This window comes from Enterococcus sp. MMGLQ5-1, assembly GCF_013155265.1.
Taxonomy (GTDB): domain Bacteria; phylum Bacillota; class Bacilli; order Lactobacillales; family Streptococcaceae; genus MMGLQ5-1.
Genome location: NZ_JABJXU010000005.1, coordinates 156,794 through 179,070, shown reverse-complemented (window position 1 = coordinate 179,070; position 22,277 = coordinate 156,794). Strand labels below are relative to the sequence as shown.

The following is a 22,277-nucleotide window of genomic DNA, read 5'->3' as shown; positions in this document are numbered from 1 at the left end:
AAGGGATTTCAGCAACTGAATTAGCTTATTTATTAATAGAGTATTTTCAAAAAATGGTTGACAAAAGCAACTTTAAAAAATATGATAAACAATAGTTGATCAATTAAACTAATTTGATGAAGGTGAAATTTTATGAACGTGCAAGAAATCAGAAAGTTCAATCGTTATTATTCAAGACTTTTGGGTGTATTTGATCAAAATGTTTTTGATTTAAATTATTCAATGGCAGAGATGCGTCTTCTTGGTGAAATATCTCGAAATCCTGGTGCTACTGCTAATGCGCTATCTAAATACTTAGCAATCAATAAGGGATATTTAAGCAGAATGGTTAGTAAATTAGAAAAAGCGCATCTTATTTATAAGATTAGAGATGATATAGATAATCGATTGTTTCATTTGTATTTGACTAAGAAGGGTCGAGATTTGAATGAATATGTTGATAAAGAATCAAATCAAAAGGTAGTAGCTCTTTTTGAGAGGTTAGAGCCTTCAGAAATAGATGAATTAATTATATCAATGAAAAAGATTGAAAGATTACTAGAAAAAATAATGGTAACTGAAATGGAGGATTTATAAATGATTTCTTTTGAGAATGATTATTCTGAGGGTGCTCATGAAAAATTACTAAAGGCGCTAGTAGAGACAAACATGATTCAAGAATCTGGCTATGGAGAGGATGAATTTTCTAAGAAGGCAATGGATCAAATAAGGGAAGTAATTCAATGTCCAACAGCCACAATTAGATTTCTCGTTGGAGGAACACAAACCAATCAGATTGTGATTAATACTATGCTGGATAATTATCAAGGTGTGATTGCAGCAGACAGTGGTCATGTTAGTACACATGAGGCTGGAGCCATTGAGTTTTCTGGGCATAAGGTGCTGACCCTTGAAGGTAAGGAAGGTAAATTAGATGGCTATCAGGTTAGTCAGTATCTTAACCATTTTTATCAGGATGTTAATCACGAGCATATGGTATTTCCAGGTATGGTTTACATTTCTTATCCGACTGAATATGGCACGCTATATACACGTGAAGAGCTAGAGCTGCTTTCTAGGGTTTGTCGAAAGCATGAGATACCACTTTACATAGATGGTGCACGCCTAGGCTATGGGCTTATGAGTGACTCCTCTGATTTAACGATTGCAGATATTGCAAAGCTATCTGATGTCTTTTATATTGGTGGTACGAAAATAGGGGCATTGTGTGGGGAAGCGGTCGTATTTACTAAAAATAACGAGCCCAAGCATTTTGTTACAAGGATTAAGCAGCAAGGTGCACTCTTAGCAAAGGGACGTTTATTAGGCATTCAGTTTTTAACTTTGTTTTCAGATAATTTATATTTTGAATTAAGTGCGCATGCGATTAAAATGGCTAATAAATTAAAACAATTATTTATTGATAAAGGGTATCAGTTATATATCGATTCTCCAACCAATCAGCAATTTTTCATTTTAAGTAACAAAAAGGTCGCCGAGCTCCAGCGTACAGTTAAGTTTTCAATTTGGGAGTCCTATGATGATGCCCATCAAATTGTTCGATTTGCGACTAGCTGGGCGACTAGAGAAACTCATATTCAAGAGTTATCGAAGATAATTTAGACCGTTTCTTGAATTGCTAAAAGGCTGGGCTTGGATTGTTATTTCTAGCTAACAAAAGTGTAAGTTTATAAATGGATTCGAGATGATAAAATAATGATATTGATATAGAAAGATGAGTTATTTTATGGAGGATAAAATCTTGAATTTAATAAAAAAAAGATTAACGACTTTTGATTTGAAAATGCTTGGTATTGTTTTAATGGTATTTGATCATATTCATCAGATGCTATATTTTGAAGGTGTGCCGATGTGGTTTAATATGCTTGGTCGGTTAGTAGCTCCAATTTTTCTTTTTTTAAGTGCCGAGGGCTTTCACTTTACGCATAATCGCAAGCGCTATATGCTTAATCTTTTGCTTGGCTATTGGGTCTGTCAATTTTTATTTTATGGGGTTTCAGCCTTATTTCCAAATGATAAGGTTCAATTAATAAATTCGATATTTGGAACCTTATTTTTAGGCTTATGTGCGATGTGGATTTATGATGGCTTTTTTGGTACAGAAAAATATGTTAAAAAAGCAGCTATTGGATTGATTGCTTTTATAAGTATTACGCCACTATCCCTTTTCTTAATGACCTTAGATTTTATACCTCAGCCGATTAGAACGGGTGTTTTAAAATATATACCGAATTTATTAATGGTTGAAGGAGGCTTACCTTATGTTTTATTAGCGCTTTTATTTTATATCTTTCGAGATATGCGTTGGGCCCAGTATCTTACCTTGTTTGCCTTAAGTCTCTTGGTATTTATTTCAGATCCAAAAGGCACTCAATGGTTGATGGTTTTTTCATTGGTTCCTATCTACTTATATAATGGTAAAAAAGGTAGAAGTGAAAAATGGTTTTTTTACATTTTTTATCCACTGCATATTATCATTTTATATTTAATTTCAACAATTTATTTTATTTAGCAATCCAGATTTATTAAACATCCCTTAAACTCTACCTTTTTGCTTTGGATATATTCAAATAGTTAGTATAATAAAAAGGCGTTATTTATTTATGTATTTAAAATAAAAAATAATGAGTATTTATTTGGAAGAGGTAGTTATGAAAAAAGGTATTTTATACCAAATTTTGAGCTTTTTGTTACCACTTGTCGTCTTAATTCCAATTATGATGATTTTAAATATTACACCATTCGGCAATTATAATTTAATGATGAGTGATCTAGGCGCGCAATATACGCCATTTTTCTCGTACTTAAAACAAATGTTGTTAGGTAAAGAAAGCTTAATCTATTCGTTCTCAACTGGTATGGGCGATGGTATTTTACCATTGGCAGCCTATTATTTAATGAGCCCGTTTAATTTTTTATTCTTGTTAGTGCCTAATTTTGCGTTGGATACCATGGTGACCTGTGTTATTTTATTGAAAATTTGCTGCTGCAGTGCGACCATGAATTATTATTTGCGAAAAACCTTTAAGCATAATAGCACAACACAAATATTTTTCAGCTTGGGTTACGCATTGTGCTCATATGTGGTCATTTATCAATTTAATATTATGTGGCTAGATGCTGTGATTTTATTTCCGTTAGTTGTTTTATATCTACAAAAATTAATTGATGAGCGTCGAACGCTCGCCTATACGCTTACTCTGGCAGCGACGATTATTGTTAATTATTATCTTGGCTATATGACCTGTCTATTTGCTCTTTTTTATTATTTTTATTGGACAATGAAGACAACTTCATTCACTTCGTTGAAATCATACTGGCAGCAAACTAAGTCGACATTCCTTTTATTTGTTCGCCAATCAGTGATTGGGGCAATGCTCAGTGCATTTATTTTGATTCCAGCAGTCATTGGTATGTTAAGCACAGGTAAAACAGAGGTTTCAGCATTAACATTTTTACCATATCCCCGCTTTTTCACAGATTTCTTTTTACAAATTGGCATGGATTCGACAAGCTATGCAAGCCGTTTATCGCATTTACCCAATATCTATTGTGGCACCTTGACGATTATTTTAGTTGTATTGTATTTCTTTGAAAAAAAGGTTTCAATAAAAGAAAAAAGATTAAAGCTAGGCATGATTGCCGTTTTATTTTTTAGCTTTATGATTCAAACCTTTAATGCGATTTGGCATATGTTTCAAATGACTGCAGGCTTCCCTTATCGGAATGCTTATATGCTTTCATTTTTCTTGATTGTGATTGCCTATGAATCTTGGTCAAATCTGAAGTGGTCAAATATTTCAAAGAATGTATTTATCATTCCGACAGTTACTGCACTTGCCATGGTAATTGGTTATTTTTCATTGAAATTTTTGAATGAAAATATGCCTAAGTTTTTCCCCGCATACATGACGAACTATACCTTAGAAGTGCCGGATTTTAAATTGCTAATTATTTCAATTGTTAGTTTTTATTTATTCGCGGTTCTTTTAAAAATAAAAAAGCGGCGGCGTGCCATGTTGCCATTAATATTATCAATTTTTGTCATTGAGCTAGGTGTTAATTATTATCAAATGATTTCTGATGCACCTTTTGGTCAATCATCTGAATTTTCACAGAAGGAATCAGAGGTTGGTCGATTAACTAAAGGATTGGTGCAGAAGATTCGTCAAACTGATCGTTCTCTTTTTAGGGTTCAAAATGATATTTGTGGGATTGATAATGGTTATAATCAGGCGATGATGAATAACTATTATGCCATTTCGTCTTATAGCTCAACCTTAAATAATGATTTAAGGCTAACACTACAAAATCTAGGTTTATTTTCTAAGAATCAGCGACGAATTTCTGATGTTGGTTCAACGGCGTTCACAAATTATCTGTTAAATGTTCAATACATCTTCTCAGAGCATCAAGAAGAAGGTGAAGTACCTGTTTATCAAAGTGGACGTGTTGCTGCATATAGTAGTAATCAAAGCAAGTCAAGTATCGGCTATGCAGTACCAGCAAACTTTAATCAGCTTAAGCTTAAAATAAACGCACCCTTTGATAACCAAAATCTTTTGGCACAAGCCATGCTCGGAAAAAATGATTTTATGCTTTTTAAGCCGTCCGAAAAAGCAATTAGGACGACCGACAATGACTGGCAGGTGATAACTGGTGCGACAGGGGAAGCTTATCTTGATGTTCACCCTGATAAGAATGCTAGCTATCAAATTAAGGTAAATGGTCAATTAATTTCAACAAAAATTGAATTAACTAGTCGTTGCTTAGTAAAGCTAGGCTATTTTGAAAAGGGGACTGTTTTACATATTCAGACCAGCGGTCTTAAGCGTAGTAAAAATCTAACCCAATCCTTACAGACATTAGATAAGCAAGCTTTAACTGAGGCGGTTCAAGCATACTCATCTGAAAATAATAAACAATATATTTCTACCTATGACGGTCAATCAAATAAGCTTGAGGGAACAATTGAAGCGAAGGCGGATGAAATCTTATTTTTATCAATTCCTTATGATGAAAATTGGCAAGTTCGGATTGATGGTCGTCCTGTCAAGAAAATTAAATTATTAAATGCTTTTATTGGTGTTAAGCTGCCTGAGGGACAGCATAAAGTCGTTCTTCAATATCGCTCAAAATCCTTTGAAATCGGTTTAATTATTTCAATTGTTGGTTTATTTCTGCTCGTATCCTGTCAGGTGTATGATTCTAAAAAAAGAATCGTAGTTTCCGATTAAATCGGAACTGCGATCCTTTTTTAATTATTCTAGCTTTAGATAATATGTTGGATCAATGTCGACACTTAAACGATTCAAATTTTGAATTAATAGTAAAATCCAGCTAAAAGCCAGAAAGAATGAAATTAATTCAAAGGCGGTTAATGATAAATAGCCAATGGTACTGAAAAGAATTCTGGCAATGACGATAACTGCAGCAATTAAATATGAAATGGTTAGAAATTCTTTGGTTACGTTTGGTAATAACCAACGAATGCCGATGATTAAAATAATAATAAGATAAACAAGTGACATTGCGGCATGATTATGTAATTCATGAAGTCTACCCAAACCGTTGTTAGGGAAAATACCTACTGCGCCTAAGCTAATTGCAATTAAATTCAATAAAATCCTTAAACTCCAAAGTCGCCAATAGTAATCTGATTTTTTATATTGAATAGCAACAAATAAATAATCTAATAGAGCAGACAATAAGAGTGCCGAAAGAACAAGCGTCAGATTAAACTGCCAACCATAGTTAGCGTGCTCAGTTCCGAGAAAGCTAAAGTTTTTCTGCCACCAAAGATGTTGACTATTGGTGGCCATTGAAATAACCACACCGCCAACGATTACTGAGATTAAAAGAGTAATTATTACAGTTGGTGAGATAGAAAGGGCGAATAAAATCATTAAATAGTTAACAACAGCTACAAATATGAAAAAAAGAATAGTTGCTGTAAATAAGTCGAAGCTTGCTCGTTCGAAAATAATGCCTAAAAACCAGAAAAGGCCAAGTAAAATAATGCCTAAAATGATTGCAAAGGAAAAGATAATCGTGGGGAAATTTCGCCAATAGATGTCCTTTAGATACCGTGTATTACGTTTTTTTCCACGAATAAAGAAAAATGCGAAGGTGCAGATACCACTAAATAATCCCAAAATAATGACCATTGTTGCAATTGAGTTGCTGCCTGTAAAGTTAATTTGATTGATATTATTAAATATAAAGTAGCTTATAAAGGCAATTGTTGCTAAAATTGATGGTATTAAAAACCATCTTAAGATAATTGTTTGATTAGCTGGTCGATGATTGGCGACTTGAATTGTTAATTTTTGGTTGTTAACCTGAAGCTCTAATTCGCTATCTTGATTAATGCCTAATGCTTGAATCACTTCATCAGGCAGCTTGATTTGATTTGTCATTTTTTAATCTCCTTACTCCTAAAAAAATCATCTCAAATTCAATATTTAAAAGCAAGCTATATTCATAAATATATTATTAATAATCAATATTTTTGTCTTATAATTAATATTTTGATAGTTATAACGTAAAATAATTATTAATATTATATAAATAAAATGTTATTTTATCTGTTCTGGAAATTTAAATTTCGGAATGTCTTTTCTTTTTAGTTTTTTATTCATAAACTAGAAGGGTGAGGATACTTTAATCAAGTGATGTATTTTGAAAGGAAGATGAAATGTTTAAGCGTGTACATTTAATTGTATTAGATTCAGTTGGAATTGGCGAGGCACCAGATGCAGCAGCTTTTAATGACTTGGGTAGTGACACAATAGGCCATATTGCAAAAGTAGCTGGTCTTAACGTACCGAATTTAGAAAAGCTGGGACTAGGCTTGATTCCACGTCCAGAGGCATTAGAAGGTATTCAACGAGTTGCAGCCCCTTTAGGCTACGTTACTAAGCTTGAGGAGGTTTCAGCGGGCAAAGATACGATGACTGGTCATTGGGAGATTATGGGGCTGAATATAAAAATACCATTTAGAGTTTTTCCAGAGGGCTTTCCAGAAGATTTATTAAAAAAAATTGAAATCTTTTCGGGTCGAAAAGTGATTAGAGCGGCTAATAAGCCATATTCAGGCACAGAGGTAATTGCTGATTTCGGAGCAGAGCAGCTTAAAAGCGGTGATTTGATTATCTATACCTCTGCTGATCCCGTATTGCAGATTGCAGCGCATGAGTCTGTTATTCCACTAGAGGAGCTTTATCAAATTTGTGAGTATGTTCGCTCAATTACCCTAGACGATCCATATATGATTGGTCGAATTATTGCACGTCCTTATATTGGAGAGCCTGGTCAATTTATTCGAACAAGTGGTCGTCATGATTATGCCTTAAATCCTTTTGGTGAAACAGTATTAGACCATTTGAAAGCGGCAGATAAAACAGTTTATGCTGTTGGTAAAATTAATGATATTTTTAATGGTAGAGGTATCACAGATGCTGTTCGGACTAAAAGTAATATGGATGGCGTGGATCAGTTATTAAAGGTGATGCGTAAATCATTTGAAGGCATCAGCTTTACCAATCTTGTTGATTTTGACGCTCTATATGGACATCGTCGTGATCCAGTTGGTTATGCAAGAGCGATTGAAGCTTTTGATGGACGTTTACCAGAAATATATGATGCAATGAATTCAGATGACTTATTGCTAATAACAGCTGATCATGGCAATGATCCAACCTATTCAGGTACAGATCATACACGGGAATATGTGCCATTACTAGCTTATAGTCCAAGCTTTAAAAAATCGGGCATTTTACCGATTGGACATTATGCGGATATATCGGCCACGATTGCGGAAAATTTTGGCATACGACCAACGGAAAACGGAAAAAGCTTTTTAAGTGCATTATGCTAAGTCAATATATTCTTAGCAAAGAGATAGAAGGGTGATTAGATGACAGAAATTAATCAGATTTTAATTGAAGAAACAGTGAGTTATTTAAAAGCACAAGGCGTGGGCAGTGTTGAATTTGGTTTAATTTTGGGCTCTGGGCTAGGGGATTTAGTCACTGAAATTGAGAACGTGCGTGAAATTCCATATCAAGAAATTCCAGGCTTTCCAGCCTCAACCGTAGTTGGTCATGCAGGTCAGCTTGTCTATGGTACTTTATCAGGGAAAACGGTATTGGCGATGCAAGGTCGATTTCATTATTATGAAGGGCACAGTATGCAAGTAGTTACCTATCCAGTACGTATTATGAAGGCACTTGGGGCGACAGGGTTGATAGTGACCAATGCGGCAGGTGGCGTGAATATAAATTTTGAAGCAGGTGATTTAATGGCAATTACAGACCATATTAATTTTATGGGCAATAATCCATTAATTGGTGACAATTTAGAAGCATTTGGGCCACGCTTTCCAGATATGTCACAGGCATATGATAGGCAATACCTTCAATTACTAGCAAAAGTAGCAAAAGATTTGAAAATACGGCTTCAATCAGGTATTTATATGGGATTTTCTGGTCCAAGCTATGAAACGCCAGCAGAAATCCATTTAGCTAGAACAGTTGGCGGCGATGCGGTTGGAATGTCAACTGTACCAGAAGTAATCGTTGCCAATCATAGCGGGATACGCGTACTCGGTATTTCAGCAATTACTAATAAGGCAGCAGGTATGCAAACAGAATTGAATCATGACGAAGTTGTGGCGGTAACCAATCAGCTTAAGACTAGATTTAAAGCATTAGTGAAACAATTTTTGGCTGAGGCCTAATTAAAATAATTAGAGCATTTCAACTTACCATAGTCTAAAAATTATAAACAATCATCCGTGCAATTTGGCGGATTTTTTAGTAGCTAGTCGTTATATTTTATAGAATTCTTTTTTTATGATACTTTTAAAAAAGAGATTAAATGAATTTTACATTACTTTAACAACTAGATATTTTTTTTAAGGTAAACTGTAAATGTTGACGCGAGAAAGGGAGCGTAATCAATGACTAAATTGGTAGTGATTTCATTGGATGCATTAGGTGCTGCAGACTTAAAGGGCGATTTAGCAGATTTACCAACAATTCAATCTGCAATAGCAGACGGCTGCCATGTTGAGCAGGTTGAGGCAATCTATCCATCATTAACTTATCCATCTCATACCACCATTATGACTGGCTTTTTTCCAAATATTCATGGTATTGTAAACAATACCAAATTGCAAAGTAAGCGAAAGTCGCCAGATTGGTTTTGGTATGCCGAGGATATTCAGGTACCAACTATTTTTGATTATGCCAAACGTCATCAATTAAAAACAGCAGCTTTTTTATGGCCTGTTTGTGCTAAGGCAGCTATTGATTTTAATATTGCGGAAATTTTTCCAAATCGTATCTGGACGAATCAGGTATTAACGTCATTTCAAGCGAGCTCATCTTTATTTTTAGTCAAAATGAATGCACGCTATGGCAAATTGCGTCAAGGGATTAATCAGCCTTACTTAGATCAATTTATTACTGCCTGCACGGTGGATACAATTATTCATGAACAGCCAGATTTGACGGCGGTTCACTTAGTTAATTTGGATAGTATGCGTCATGCACATGGCGTCAATAGCCCAGAGGCTGAAACAGCCAAAAAGCAGCTCGATGAAAATGTCGCAAAAATTATTGAGGCAACTAAAATAGCCGGTACCTATTCAGACACCGTTTTTGTCTTGCTGGGTGATCATTATCAAATTGATGTTCATTCGATGATTCGTATCAACGTACTATTTGCCAAAATGGGTTGGTTGACGGTGCGAAGTGATGGTACAGTTGCAGCAAATTGGGATGTTTATTGTAAAAGCTGTGATGGCTCAGCCTATGTTTATCTTAATCCAAAATCTGACATAACGGTGTCAGAAATTAGGGCGGAGCTCCATAACATCCATGAGATTGCGGCAATCTATAGTCACGACCGTGCGGAATCCTTTGGCGCAGACCCAAATTGTACCTTAATGTTGGAAGCTAAAAGAGGCTATTATTTTATTGATGAATCAGTAGGACAGCCGGTTGAAAAGGTTGATGCCAAGACAATCGGTCAATCTGAACGTTATCGAGCAGTTCATGGCTTTTCTCCTGAAAAAGAAAATTACCAAACAACCCTAGTCGCATTTGGACCAGGGATTGCCAAGGGTAAAAAAATTGCTCAGGCGAGACTGGTTGATGAGGCGCCTACTTTCGCCAAAATATTAAATTTGACTACTTTTCCAACAATTGTTGATGGTCAAGTAATCAATGAGCTTTTTGAATAATTAAGCTTGCTGAATAAGAGGTGGCTGCTTAAGCTGTATAGTTTTTTTACATAGATTGGGATTTATTATTTTTCGTAGTCAAAAAATTAAAGCATCATCAACTTTTGAAGACTTGTGAGGAGCACTAAATGAAATTAACCAAAACAGAAAAAAGCTGGATTATGTATGACTGGGCAAATTCAGCCTATTCTTTAGTCGTGGTTACAGCAATTTTACCGATTTATTTTAAGTATGTGAGTGGCAATGCAGGCGTTTCTTCAGTCGATAGCACTGCTATCTGGGGCTATACCTCTTCAATTGCAACCTTAATTATCTCGTTATTAGCCCCTTTTTTAGGAACAATTGCTGATTACGTTGGTTATAAGAAAAAAATATTTTCACTTTTCGCCATTTCGGGAATTATTACAACACTTGGCTTAGCATTAGTACCTAATCAAAGCTGGGTGACGCTATTAATTGTTTATGTGATTTCGCATATGGGCTTTCAGGGGGCAAATGTCTTTTACGATGGTTTTCTCGTTGATATTACTGATGATGAGCGCGCTGATAAGGTATCCTCCTATGGTTACGGTCTTGGTTATATTGGTAGTGCACTGCTATTTATTCTAGTAATGGTGTTACAGGTTACAGACGGCTTTGGTTTGCTAGGTGGTGAATTGGTTACGAAGCTTTGCTTTATCCTAACTGGTTTATGGTGGGGGTTATTCTCGATTCCGTTTTTTAAGAACGTCCAACAGGTTTATGGTGTGCCTAAGCAAAGCCATTCCATTCGTAATAGCTTTCGACGCTTGCTTACAACGATTCGTGATATTCGTCAGTATAAAGTCGTTGTGCTGTTTTTACTTGCCTATTTCTTTTATATTGATGGTGTTGATACAATTTTTACGATGGCAACGGCCTTTGGGGTTGACATGGGCGTTGATTCCAATATGCTGATTATTATTTTACTGGTCGTTAATATAATTGCCTTTCCTTTTACCATCCTTTACGGCTGGCTAGCGGAAAAATTTGGTACGAAGCCATTAATTGTCGTTGCAATTTTTGTGTATGCGATGATTTGCTTATATGCAATGTTCATGAAGACGACACTTGATTTTTGGATTCTTGGTATTTTAGTAGGGACTTCTCAGGGCGGTATTCAAGCGCTAAGCCGATCCTATTTTTCAAAAATTATTCCAAAGGATAAAGCAAATGAATTTTTCGGTTTTTACAATATTTTCGGAAAATTTTCAGCAATCCTTGGTCCAATTATTTTCTCTACGATGACTAAATTAACAGGAAAAAGTCAATTTGGGATTGCAAGCTTATTGGTATTGTTTATCATCGGCGGTGTGCTGCTTGCATTAACAGTTAAACGTCCAAATGAGCTTAAAGCATAGCTAATCTGCATTCGGTTTTTTATATAAATCATGGGGCTGACTTTTTCAGCCCCTTTTTATTTTATACTGCAATTGAAAAATTATTGAGTTTTTATTGCAATGATAAAGTTAATCAGCCAAAAGCTAGATTTTTCAGCATTTTCCGATTATAATAGGAAGTTGCAATTACGACCTTCAAATCGTAGATATGCAAGGTAGGTATCAATGGTTTTAGTTGTTATTAAAAGCCTACCATCAAAATCTAGTGAAAGATGGTGACAAAATGAGTGATAACTCAAAAACTCGTATTGTTGTTGGTATGAGTGGTGGGGTAGATAGTTCTGTGACTGCATTACTACTAAAAGAACAAGGATACGATGTGGTTGGAATTTTTATGAAAAATTGGGATGATACCGATGAAAATGGTGTCTGTACGGCAACGGAGGATTATAAGGATGTTGCAAAGGTAGCAGATCAGATTGGCATCCCCTATTATTCAGTTAATTTTGAAAAGGAATATTGGGACCGGGTATTTGAATATTTTTTAGCGGAGTATCGTGCAGGACGGACACCAAATCCTGATGTGATGTGTAATAAAGAAATTAAGTTTAAAGCTTTTTTAGATTACGCCGTTGAGCTGGGTGCAGATTATGTCGCAACAGGTCATTACGCGCAGATTAAGCGTGATATGGACGGTACTGTTCATTTATTGCGAGGCTATGATGGTAATAAGGATCAGACTTATTTCTTGAGTCAATTATCGCAAACGCAGCTGCAAAAAGTAATGTTTCCGCTGGGACATTTAGAAAAACCAGAAGTACGTGCAATTGCGGATCGAGCAGGACTAGCGACTGCCAAAAAGAAGGATTCAACCGGCGTTTGCTTTATTGGTGAAAAGAATTTCAAACAATTTTTGAGTCAATATTTGCCTGCGCAATCAGGTGAAATGCGAACAGTTGATGGTCAATTAATGGGAACTCATGATGGGTTAATGTATTATACGATTGGTCAAAGACAAGGCTTAGGTATTGGTGGTACTGGTCAAGGTAATGAGCCTTGGTTTGTGGTCGGTAAGGATTTAGCTAAAAATATCTTATATGTTGGTCAAGGCTTTAACCACCCAAGTCTATTTTCAACCAGCTTAGAAGCCCGAGAAATCAGCTTTACGGTACCTAGAGATTTAAGCCAACAGTTAGAATTTGACTGTACTGCTAAATTTCGTTATCGCCAAGCAGACGTTGCAGTTCATGTCATGGTTGATGGTGACAAGGCAATTGTCACTTTCAAAGAGCCTGTTCGAGCAGTGACCCCAGGTCAAGCGGTTGTCTTTTATGACGGTGATGAATGTCTTGGTGGCGGTTTAATCGATCATGTTTATCAAGCAGAAAAAGAATTACAGTATATTTAAGCTTATTTATCGCCAAATTCAATTATAATTATAAGTGCTATTTTGGAAAACTTAGAAAGTGAGCATTTTCATTGAAGGATATCTTAATTAAAGCAATCTCTAGGGATGGCAATTTTAGGGCATTTGCCTTTTTGGCGACAGAGACGGTTGCAAATGCAGCACAGCGCCATGATACATGGAGTACGTCAACTGTCGCACTTGGTCGTGCCTTAATGGCAGGTGCAATTTTAGGGGCAAATCAAAAGGGAAATGATAAAATAACTTTAAGGGTGTTAAGTGAGAATACAATTGGTCATATTACAGTTGATGCAGATGCACACGGTCACCTGAAAGGTTATGTCGGCAATCCTCATATTGACTTAAAGAAGACGGCGACCGGTGAAGTAATGGTCGGCTCTTCAGTTGCGCCAGGCTTCTTACTAGTCATGAGAGATATGGGCTTAAAGGAACCTTATACTGGTCAAGTACCATTGATTTCCGGTGAGATTGCCGAAGACCTAGCTTATTATTTTACTGAATCCGAACAAATTCCCTCAGCGGTCGGTCTATCTGTGCTTTTAGATCAAGAGGATAGAGTTAAGGTAGCAGGTGGTTTTTTAGTTCAGGCAATGCCTGATGCCTTGCCTGAGGATTTAGAAGCATTTGAAGCACGGTTACAAGCAATGCCCGCGATTTCTGAAATTCTCGAAAAATCATCAACGCAAGCAATCTTGGATGCTGTTTTTGGTGAGGTTGAGTATAAGGTTTTGAGTAAGGCACCATTACAATTTCAATGCGACTGCTCTAAGGAGAAATTTGCCAGAGGTCTGGCTGGACTTGGAGGCGTAGAGCTAGCTGCGATCATCGAGGAGGATGGTCAGGCTGAAGTTGTTTGCCATTTTTGTGAGGATAAGTATCAATTTTCAAAGAAGGAATTGGAAGATATATTGATTAATCTATAATCAAATTAGTTAACAGGAGGTAGCTGTGGCAAAAACATGGCATATTGGTGATGTTGCAATCCCAAACAGAGTAGTTGTAGCACCGATGGCGGGCATTTCAAATAAGGCATTTCGTGTAACAGCCAAAGAATTTGGAGCTGGACTTGTCGTAATGGAAATGATATCTGATAAGGGTATTCAGCATAGGAATAAAAAAACGTTGAGCATGCTAGACATTGCCTCTAATGAGCACCCTCTATCCCTGCAAATTTTTGGGGGAGAGAAGGCAACCTTAGTTGAAGCTGCTCAATTTGTGGAGGCTAATACACCAGCAGATATTATTGATATAAATATGGGCTGTCCAGTTAATAAGGTAATTAAAGCAGAAGCTGGCGCTAAGTGGTTGCTTGATCCAAATAAGGTTTATGAAATGGTCGAGGCTGTTGCTTCGGCGGTCAAGCTTCCTGTGACTGTTAAAATGCGTCTTGGCTGGGACGCTGAGCATTTATATGCAGTTGAAAATGCACTCGCTGCTGAAAAGGCTGGTGCTAAGGCGGTTGCTATGCACGGGAGAACTCGTGTTCAAATGTATGAGGGGCATGCGGATTGGGATATGCTTGCCAAGGTGGCTCAAAAATTAACAATTCCCTTTATTGGAAATGGCGATGTTAAAACACCTGAGGATGCTAAGCGAATGCTAGATGAGGTTGGTGTAGATGCGGTAATGATTGGACGTGCTGCCTTAGGTAATCCATGGATGCTAAAACGAACTGAGCATTATCTAGCTACTGGTGAGCTATTATCAGAGCCTTCGGTTGCAGAAAAAATTAATATTGCAAAGCTACACCTAGAGCGTTTAGTTGACTTAAAGGGTGAAAAAATCGGTACACGTGAATTTAGACAGCACGCAGCTTATTATCTAAAAGGCGCACCAAGAGCAGCCAAGGCCAAGTCTCTTGTTAATCAAGCGAATACACAGCAGGAAATGATTGAAATATTAGATGAATTTGCTTCAGCGGTTTATGAATTAGATGAAAAAAGACGTTTAGTAAAAGCAATTTAAACTCAAAACACTTAAATTGGATGGTTATAAAACATCCAATTGGGTGTTTTTTTATTTAGAATTTTCTGTAAACTAATGAAAAAACAGTATTAAAACTGCTTCATACTTTTTTTAAAACTGCTACTTATTACTTTATTAGCTAAAATATTCTCTATTTAATCGGTAAAAATAATTTTTCACTCTTCGCAAGAAAACATGCTGCTTATGCGCAAAATCATGCTTTACTGAGAATGATAAGCTAAATCATAAAAGGGATATTGCTTTAATTTCGTAGTATGTAGGTAAGTTCTTTTTGGATATATTTTTAATTTTTAGATGAGGAGCTATAACAATGCAGAAAAATACAAAAACGAGAAAAATTACATTAATTGCTTTAATTACCGCTTTAACAGTTGCCTTATCGCTAAATTTTATTATTCCTATACCGCAAACTAAAGGCTTCGTAACACTTTGTGAAGCTGGTATTTATCTTGCGGCACTCTTACTTGGTGGACCAGCAGGCTTAGCTGTTGGCGCGTTATCAGGCGGTTTGATTGATTTAATTTCAGGCTATCCGCAATGGTTATTTTTTTCTGTGGTGATTCATGGCCTGCAAGGCTTGGTTGCTGGTAAAATTGCTTTTGATCGTGGCAATAAGCTAATGATTGCTGGTTTAACTACTGCAAGTGTTTTAATGGTCATTGGTTATGGCTTAGCGGGCTGGCTATTAAATGGTTTCGGTTATGGTTTGGCAAGCATACCTGGTAATACCTTACAAAATATTTTCGGAATTGTGATTGCTTTGCCAGTTTATAAGGCACTATCAAGAACCAACCTTGTTCGGCCGATAGCAAAATATTAGATTGGAGCATAAATGATGAATTTAAAAGAACTAGCCACGCAAACAAAGGCTTTGACGCTGGAGCTGACAGAAAAAGCTAACCTCAGTGCTAATGATATTTTTGTCCTTGGACTTTCATCATCGGAGGTTGCGGGGGGAATGATTGGTAAAAATTCAAGTCAAGAAATTGGTGAAGTGATCGTCAGTGCGATTTTAGAAATATTGAGACCAAAGCAAATTCATTTAGCTGTTCAAGGCTGTGAACATTTAAATCGAGCATTAGCGGTTGAAGCGAGTGTCGCTCAAGAAAAGCATTTAGAGGTTGTTTCAGTTTTGCCCTCATTACACGCAGGTGGTAGTGGACAGCTTGCAGCCTTTAAATATTTTCATTCACCTGTAGAGGTTGAGTTTGTGGTTGCTAATGCTGGTATAGATATTGGTGATACTTCAATTGGTATGCATGTGAAGCACGTGCAAATCCCGATTCGCCTGCAATATCGTGAGCTGGGTGGTGCACACGTGACAGCACTTGCAAGTCGCCCAAAATTAATTGGCGGTATACGTGCACTTTATCCAGAGGATAACCTCAGAAAAAGCTAGTTTTTTAGTAGCTATTTTTAATTTAGACTTGACAAAATAATTTTAGTACATTTTACTTTAAAATAAAATATTTGGGTAAAAGAGGCTTAAAAATGATAAAAAAGTTTGAATCCAAGCAGGCAGAAATAAAGTATTATGAAGAAGAGGCTGAGGAAGCTGAGTTTTTAGTATGGTATCATCAACAAGATTTGGGAAAATACGCCAAACCATCCTTAACGATTGATAATATTATTTTTGCTTTTAATGCTAGCACAGAGAAGCTACAAGTCTTATTGATTGAACGCTTGAAAAATCCAGAGCGCCATAAGTATGCATTTCCCGGTGGATTTGTTAATAAAAATGAAGATGCTAAGCAAGCAGCGATTAGGGAAACCAAAGAAGAGGTTGGCATTTTGGTTGATGATAAAAATATTTGGCAGGTCGGTCTTTTCTCGACTCCAGATCGCGATCCAAGATATTGGGTGGTTTCCGTTGCTCATGTGACCTATCTACCACCTCGAGATATCGATAAGATTGTGGCAGGGGATGATGCTAAAGCAGCACATTGGGTTAATATTGAGCGTGCTGGTGATACGCTCTATTTTGAAGATGAGCAGGGTAAGCGAATCGATTTAGCTGAATTGGCGTTTGATCATAAGAAAATGTTTATGACAAGCTTTAATCGAATCAAGCAATATCTCGAGATTGAACCAGATATTGTACAAATTTTGGGGGATGAATTTACAATTAATGAAGTTTTAGCAATTTTCAAGATTTTTGATGAACGTTTTGCTAAAATGGACAATAGTAACTTTAAGAAAATTTTTATTCAGCGTCACAAAATTTTTCAAATTGTCTCAGGTCAGGACTTCAAACCTAAATTGCGCAGTACGGGTGTTGGCCGACCCAAGCTATTAATTCGCTATTTAAAAAGATAATTCAGTTATTAATTGAGTTATCCTCCTTAAATCGATTTTAATGATACGATATTGATTGCTTTAATAACGCTGCACATTGGAAAGGAATTTTAATGAAAAAGGCTTTTGTTTCTAAAGAACAGCTAAATGAGCTGACGAATCAATATCCAACGCCGTTTCATTTATATAATGAAGCAGGCATTCGCCAAGTTGCGCGTGATTTATACCAAGCGTTTTCTTGGAATAAGGGATTTAAGGAATATTTTGCCGTAAAGGCAACACCAACACCAGCAATCATCAATATTTTAAAGGAAGAAGGCTGTGGTGTCGATTGTGCCTCTTATGTTGAGCTATTAATGAGTCATAAATTAGGCTTTAAAGACAGTGGAATTATGTTTTCTTCTAATGATACGCCTGCTGAGGATTTTCAATTTGCTAGGCAGTTAAATGCGACAATTAACCTAGATGCTTATGAGCATATTGAGTTTTTGAAAAAAGTGGCTGATGTTCCGGAAACGATTTCCTGTCGTTATAATCCCGGTGGTGTTTTCTCATTAGGAACCGAGATAATGGATAGCCCTCAAGAATCAAAGTTTGGTATGACTAAAGAACAGTTAATTCAAGCTTTTATTGAATTAAAGGCGCTTGGTGTTAAAAAATTCGGCATACATTCATTTTTAGCGAGCAATACAGTTACAAATGATTACTACCCCACATTAGCGAAAGAATTATTTGAGTTAGCTGTTGAGGTCGTTCAGGCGACTGATGTTGATTTGGATTTTATTAACTTATCTGGTGGGATTGGCATTAATTATCTCCCTGAGGAAAAACCCAATGATATTTTTAAAATTGGTGAGGGTGTCAAAAATGCATATCAGTCAGTGCTTGAGCCAGCAGGACTTGGAGAAGTTAAAATATTTACCGAATTAGGACGCTTTATGTTAGCTGCAAATGGACATCTAATTACTAAGGTTTTACATAAAAAAGAAACCTATCGAACCTATATTGGTGTTGATGCTTCAGCGGTCAATCTATTACGTCCGGCAATGTACAAGGCCTATCATCATATCACCGCGGCTGGACGTGAGGGAGAGCCAGCGACAACCGTAGTTGATATCGTTGGTGGACTTTGCGAGAATAATGATAAGTTTGCAATTCAAAGACCAATGCCAGAATTATCAGAAGGTGAAACATTGGTGATTCATGATACTGGTGCACACGGTTTTTCGATGGGTTATCAGTATAATGCTAAGCTGAGAAGTGCAGAGGTGCTTTTTCAGGCTGACGGCCATTCAAGATTAATTCGCCGCGCTGAAAAGCCAGAGGATTATTTCGCAACGATTGATGGCTTTGAATTTCAAGCTTAAATTTTTTATTAGGTGATGGACTTATTAGTTCATCACTTTTTTTGATAACAATATAAAATCTTTACTATCAGATTTTTCCTAAATATTTATTTGAGTGATACAATAGAGGTATTAAGATAAAATGGAGGTTTATTAATAATGACTGTTGATTTTAAATCGGAAGTATTGAAACGAAAAGATGATTTGAAGGCGGATTTATTTACACTTTTAGCAATTCCTTCAGTTCGTGATGATGAAAAGGTAACGGAAGCAGCACCTTTTGGTCCTGGACCCTTGGCGGCAATGAAAAAATTCTTAGAAATTGCCGAACGTGACGGTTTTACAACAAGAAATGTTGATAATTATGTTGGCGTTCTTGAATATGGTGAGGGAGAACAAACATTAGGTATTTTCGCTCATATGGATGTTGTACCAGCTGGCAGTGGCTGGGAAAGTGACCCTTTTACCCCAGAAATTAGAGATGGCAAAATTTATGCACGCGGTGCAAGCGATGATAAGGGACCAACTGTGGCTGCCTATTATGCACTGAAAATATTAAAAGATTTACAGGTGCCGCTGTCTAAAAAAATCCGTTTTGTCATCGGAACTGATGAAGAATCTGGCTGGGGTGACATGGACTATTACTTTACCAAGGAGGCTAAGCCTGATTTTGGTTTTTCACCTGACGCTGAATTTCCAATTATCAATGGTGAAAAGGGTAATACTTCTGAAATTTTAATTTTTGATGGTGCAAATCAAGGGGAATTTACATTACATACCTTTAAAGGTGGCTTGCGTGAAAATATGGTGCCTGAATCAGCAAAGGCAAGCTTTAGCGGTAATCTGTCCTTTGCTGACTTAGAGGAAGATTTTGAAGCCTTTAAAATTGCGCATTCTGTCGGTGGTGCACTTGCTGAAATCAAGGCAGGGGAGTTTGAAATTGAAGTGGTTGGTAAATCGGCACATGGTGCTAGTCCGCAAACTGGTGTGAATGGTGCAACCTATTTAGCTCGCTTTTTACGCACCTATCACTTTGCTGGTAATGCTAAAAAATTCTTAGAGGTTGCGGGTCATTTTCTCTATCAAGACCATTATGCCAATAAAATTGGTGCTGCCTTTGAAGATGCTAAAATGGGTAAATTAACGATGAATGCAGGTATTTTTAATTTTGATGAGGCCGATGGTGGTGAAATTACATTGAATTTCCGTTTTCCTAAAGGAACAGATGCCTTGACGATCAAAGAAGGCTTAACAAAGACGCTATCAGCTTATATTGTTAAAGTTAAACAAGGTGAGCGAACGCAAGCACCACATTATGTGCCCGAAGATGATGAGCTTGTTGCTACGCTTTTACAGGTGTATGAAGATCATACGGGTGAAAAGGGCTATGAACAGATTATTGGTGGCGGTACCTTTGGACGCCTAATGGAACGTGGTGTTGCCTATGGTGCGATGTTCCCAGGCTATACTGATACGATGCACCAAGCCAACGAGTTCATTGTTGAGGCGGATTTATATCGTGCTGCAGTTATTTATGCAGATGCTATTTATCGCTTGGCACGTTAAGTAGATATTTTAGTGATTTTTAAAACAGTTTAAAATATATTAAACGTTGATTTAACAAGGATGTATCTATAAATTAAACCATAGAAAGTCATAGAAGTACAAAATTAGTCGGGGACAAAGTCAGAAAAAGCGATTTTTGTCCCCGACTAATTGCTTTTTAAATACCTTTATATACTGATATATCGAGTTATTTTAAAAATTTCATTGCTTTGATTATTATAGATATAGCGAAAGTTTACTGAATAATATCAACTATTAAAAGAACAATAAAAAATATAATAAATCAATTCCCCCCATTAAGTAATCATTCAGCCCTTGTATTTTATGAGGGCTTTTTTATTTTATAAAGGAAAATATCACTTAGCTTTTCAATCGTGGATTATTTGCGGATTTTTCACACGTGCTAAGGTGATATATTTAAAACATGAAAGGAGGAAATATATGACAACAAGAAATGAAGTTTTAAGCTGGTTGAATGCGAACCAAGGTCGAGCAATTGGTTTCAACAATGGTTCAAACATTCAGTGTGTTGATTTGGTCAATTATGTTTCACAGGCATTCTTTGGTGTAGCAGGTGGTGCATTTTCAGGCAGAGGTATAGTTGGTGCCAAGGATATTTGGACGGCGCAATTAGATCCGGGGTGGCAGAAAATACCAGTTTCACAAGGCTCAATGCCGGGAGATATATTTGTTACAGGACCAGAACCAACTAATCAATATGGTCATACGGGTATTATTGCTGAAGATAATTATCAAGTTTATGATGAAAATTATGCTGGTCGTAAATACATTAGTAAGCACCCATTAACGCATATACCCTACATTGGTTTTGTTAGACCACCGTATAGTGAGAATGACAATAATTCAGGAAAATTGGGAGGAAAAGAAAGCATGATTTTATTTAAAGAAAATGGTCGAGTATATCTTTGGGCTAGTAATAAATATACTTATGTCGGTAATCCTAGTGAGCTAGAAGCACTTAAGGGGATGATGCGGCAAGCAGGCTATGACACATGGGAACACGAAGATTCTAAACAGATTAAATATATTAAAAAATTGGCTCAAGAGAGCTAGGATTTTTTAGCTTTGTAAAAAAGGAAGTGAGAAATGATGACTCAACAACAGACGGCGCAGCAAATTTGGAATTATCTGACTAGTAAGGGCTGGAGCCAAGAAGCAGTTGCAGCAACACTTGGTAATATGCAATCAGAGAGTGGTATCATTGCCGATCGCTGGGAATCAGATAATATTGGTAATATGTCTGGTGGCTATGGTTTAGTTCAGTGGACACCTGCTACCAAGTATATCAACTGGGCGACAAGTAACGGTTTAGTATATCAGGATGTTATTAGCCAATGTAAAAGACTTGAATGGGAAGTGGTAAATAATCAACAATTTTATCATCCAAGTATGTCTTTTAAGCAGTTTACTCAGAGCACGCAATCACCTGAAGTATTAGCGGATATTTTTATACGTTACTATGAACGTCCGTATAATCCAAATCAGCCGGTAAGACAAGTACAAGCAAGGTATTGGTACAATTTACTTAAAAATACGAATCCAGTGAATCCAACCAAAAGAGGGAGAGAGAATATGATTATATTTGCAGAAAACAAAACAGCATTTTTATGGGTAGGCAATCGTTATACACCGATTTCAAGTCCAAGTGAATTAGCAGCAATTGAGACTATGATGAAACAGGCAGGCTATGACACTCATATGCATACAGATGAAAAACAAATTAAATATATTAAGAAATTAGCAACACAGGTTTAATGGCAACGGCCCATATCAGCCTTCACGTTTAGTGAGGGCATTTTTTGCTTTAAGCCTCGTTTAAGCTTCTCGTTATACTATTAACTCATCCCAAATAATTAATCTTTTTCATAAACTCCTACCACTGTCAGAGATGATGGTGGTTTTTGTTATTTAATACGTCTTTTTCTTAAAAAATGCTTTGACACCTTATTAAAAATCATTAGTGTAGCAAGAAGCTTTTTATGAAGTGAGCAAAACACTATGAACTTACTATAAGTAAGTATTATAATGTT

The 22,277-nt window shown here is 36.5% G+C and carries 19 protein-coding genes; 18 read left to right on the top strand and 1 reads right to left on the bottom strand.

Translation table 11 applies throughout. The features are described 5' to 3' along the window. Window positions 1–132: 132 nt before the first annotated feature. The 4 genes from HOY35_RS07240 (at window position 133) to HOY35_RS07225 (ending at window position 5,237) form a co-directional block, all read left to right on the top strand. Complete coding sequence (locus tag HOY35_RS07240) at window positions 133–576, top strand: MarR family winged helix-turn-helix transcriptional regulator (protein ID WP_172211480.1); 444 nt, start codon at window positions 133–135, stop codon at window positions 574–576. After that, window positions 577–1,602, top strand: a complete 1,026-nt coding sequence (locus HOY35_RS07235) for a low specificity L-threonine aldolase (protein WP_172211482.1) — start codon at window positions 577–579, stop codon at window positions 1,600–1,602. A gap of 139 nt (window positions 1,603–1,741) precedes the next feature. Further along, window positions 1,742–2,512, top strand: a complete 771-nt coding sequence (locus HOY35_RS07230; RefSeq protein WP_172211484.1) for a TraX family protein — start codon at window positions 1,742–1,744, stop codon at window positions 2,510–2,512. A 139-nt stretch (window positions 2,513–2,651) separates the two neighbouring features. After that, window positions 2,652–5,237 (top strand): YfhO family protein, encoded by a 2,586-nt coding sequence (locus HOY35_RS07225; protein ID WP_172211486.1) that lies wholly within the window; start codon window positions 2,652–2,654, stop codon window positions 5,235–5,237. Window positions 5,238–5,261: 24 nt separating this feature from the next. Here HOY35_RS07225 and HOY35_RS07220 read toward each other — a convergent pair whose 3' ends face one another. Further along, window positions 5,262–6,419 carry an AbrB/MazE/SpoVT family DNA-binding domain-containing protein gene (locus HOY35_RS07220; protein ID WP_172211488.1) on the bottom strand — a complete coding sequence of 386 codons (1,158 nt, stop codon included), beginning with the start codon at window positions 6,417–6,419 and terminating at the stop codon, window positions 5,262–5,264. Window positions 6,420–6,697: 278 nt separating this feature from the next. Here HOY35_RS07220 and HOY35_RS07215 point away from each other — a divergent pair, with 278 nt between their 5' ends. The 14 genes from HOY35_RS07215 (at window position 6,698) to HOY35_RS07150 (ending at window position 22,002) form a co-directional block, all read left to right on the top strand. Next, window positions 6,698–7,879, top strand: a complete 1,182-nt coding sequence (locus HOY35_RS07215) for a phosphopentomutase (RefSeq protein WP_172211490.1) — start codon at window positions 6,698–6,700, stop codon at window positions 7,877–7,879. A gap of 39 nt (window positions 7,880–7,918) precedes the next feature. Beyond that, window positions 7,919–8,740: a purine-nucleoside phosphorylase gene (locus tag HOY35_RS07210; protein WP_172211492.1), complete on the top strand. Its 822-nt coding sequence runs from the start codon at window positions 7,919–7,921 to the stop codon at window positions 8,738–8,740. Between the two features lie 222 nt (window positions 8,741–8,962). After that, entirely contained in the window at window positions 8,963–10,249 is a 1,287-nt protein-coding gene (locus tag HOY35_RS07205) for an alkaline phosphatase family protein (RefSeq protein WP_172211494.1), read from the top strand. 128 nt (window positions 10,250–10,377) lie between these two features. Continuing rightward, entirely contained in the window at window positions 10,378–11,628 is a 1,251-nt protein-coding gene (locus HOY35_RS07200) for an MFS transporter (protein ID WP_172211496.1), read from the top strand. Window positions 11,629–11,890: 262 nt separating this feature from the next. Next, complete coding sequence (mnmA, locus tag HOY35_RS07195) at window positions 11,891–13,015, top strand: tRNA 2-thiouridine(34) synthase MnmA (RefSeq protein ID WP_172211498.1); 1,125 nt, start codon at window positions 11,891–11,893, stop codon at window positions 13,013–13,015. 71 nt (window positions 13,016–13,086) lie between these two features. Next, complete coding sequence (hslO, locus tag HOY35_RS07190) at window positions 13,087–13,956, top strand: Hsp33 family molecular chaperone HslO (protein ID WP_172211500.1); 870 nt, start codon at window positions 13,087–13,089, stop codon at window positions 13,954–13,956. A 25-nt stretch (window positions 13,957–13,981) separates the two neighbouring features. After that, window positions 13,982–14,998, top strand: a complete 1,017-nt coding sequence (gene dusB / locus HOY35_RS07185) for a tRNA dihydrouridine synthase DusB (RefSeq protein ID WP_172211502.1) — start codon at window positions 13,982–13,984, stop codon at window positions 14,996–14,998. Between the two features lie 331 nt (window positions 14,999–15,329). Continuing rightward, window positions 15,330–15,839 (top strand): ECF transporter S component, encoded by a 510-nt coding sequence (locus HOY35_RS07180; protein WP_172211504.1) that lies wholly within the window; start codon window positions 15,330–15,332, stop codon window positions 15,837–15,839. A 15-nt stretch (window positions 15,840–15,854) separates the two neighbouring features. Then, window positions 15,855–16,418: a TIGR01440 family protein gene (locus tag HOY35_RS07175; RefSeq protein WP_172211852.1), complete on the top strand. Its 564-nt coding sequence runs from the start codon at window positions 15,855–15,857 to the stop codon at window positions 16,416–16,418. Window positions 16,419–16,510: 92 nt separating this feature from the next. Beyond that, the gene (locus HOY35_RS07170) at window positions 16,511–17,335 is read left to right on the top strand and encodes an NUDIX hydrolase (protein WP_172211506.1); all 825 of its coding nucleotides are present in this window, start codon (window positions 16,511–16,513) and stop codon (window positions 17,333–17,335) included. 92 nt (window positions 17,336–17,427) lie between these two features. Beyond that, window positions 17,428–18,681: a diaminopimelate decarboxylase gene (locus tag HOY35_RS07165; RefSeq protein ID WP_172211508.1), complete on the top strand. Its 1,254-nt coding sequence runs from the start codon at window positions 17,428–17,430 to the stop codon at window positions 18,679–18,681. A gap of 138 nt (window positions 18,682–18,819) precedes the next feature. Next, window positions 18,820–20,226 (top strand): dipeptidase PepV, encoded by a 1,407-nt coding sequence (gene pepV / locus HOY35_RS07160; protein WP_172211510.1) that lies wholly within the window; start codon window positions 18,820–18,822, stop codon window positions 20,224–20,226. Between the two features lie 441 nt (window positions 20,227–20,667). Continuing rightward, window positions 20,668–21,300 (top strand): CHAP domain-containing protein, encoded by a 633-nt coding sequence (locus tag HOY35_RS07155; protein WP_172211512.1) that lies wholly within the window; start codon window positions 20,668–20,670, stop codon window positions 21,298–21,300. Window positions 21,301–21,333: 33 nt separating this feature from the next. Further along, window positions 21,334–22,002 (top strand): phage tail tip lysozyme, encoded by a 669-nt coding sequence (locus HOY35_RS07150; protein WP_249641497.1) that lies wholly within the window; start codon window positions 21,334–21,336, stop codon window positions 22,000–22,002. Window positions 22,003–22,277: the final 275 nt, after the last annotated feature.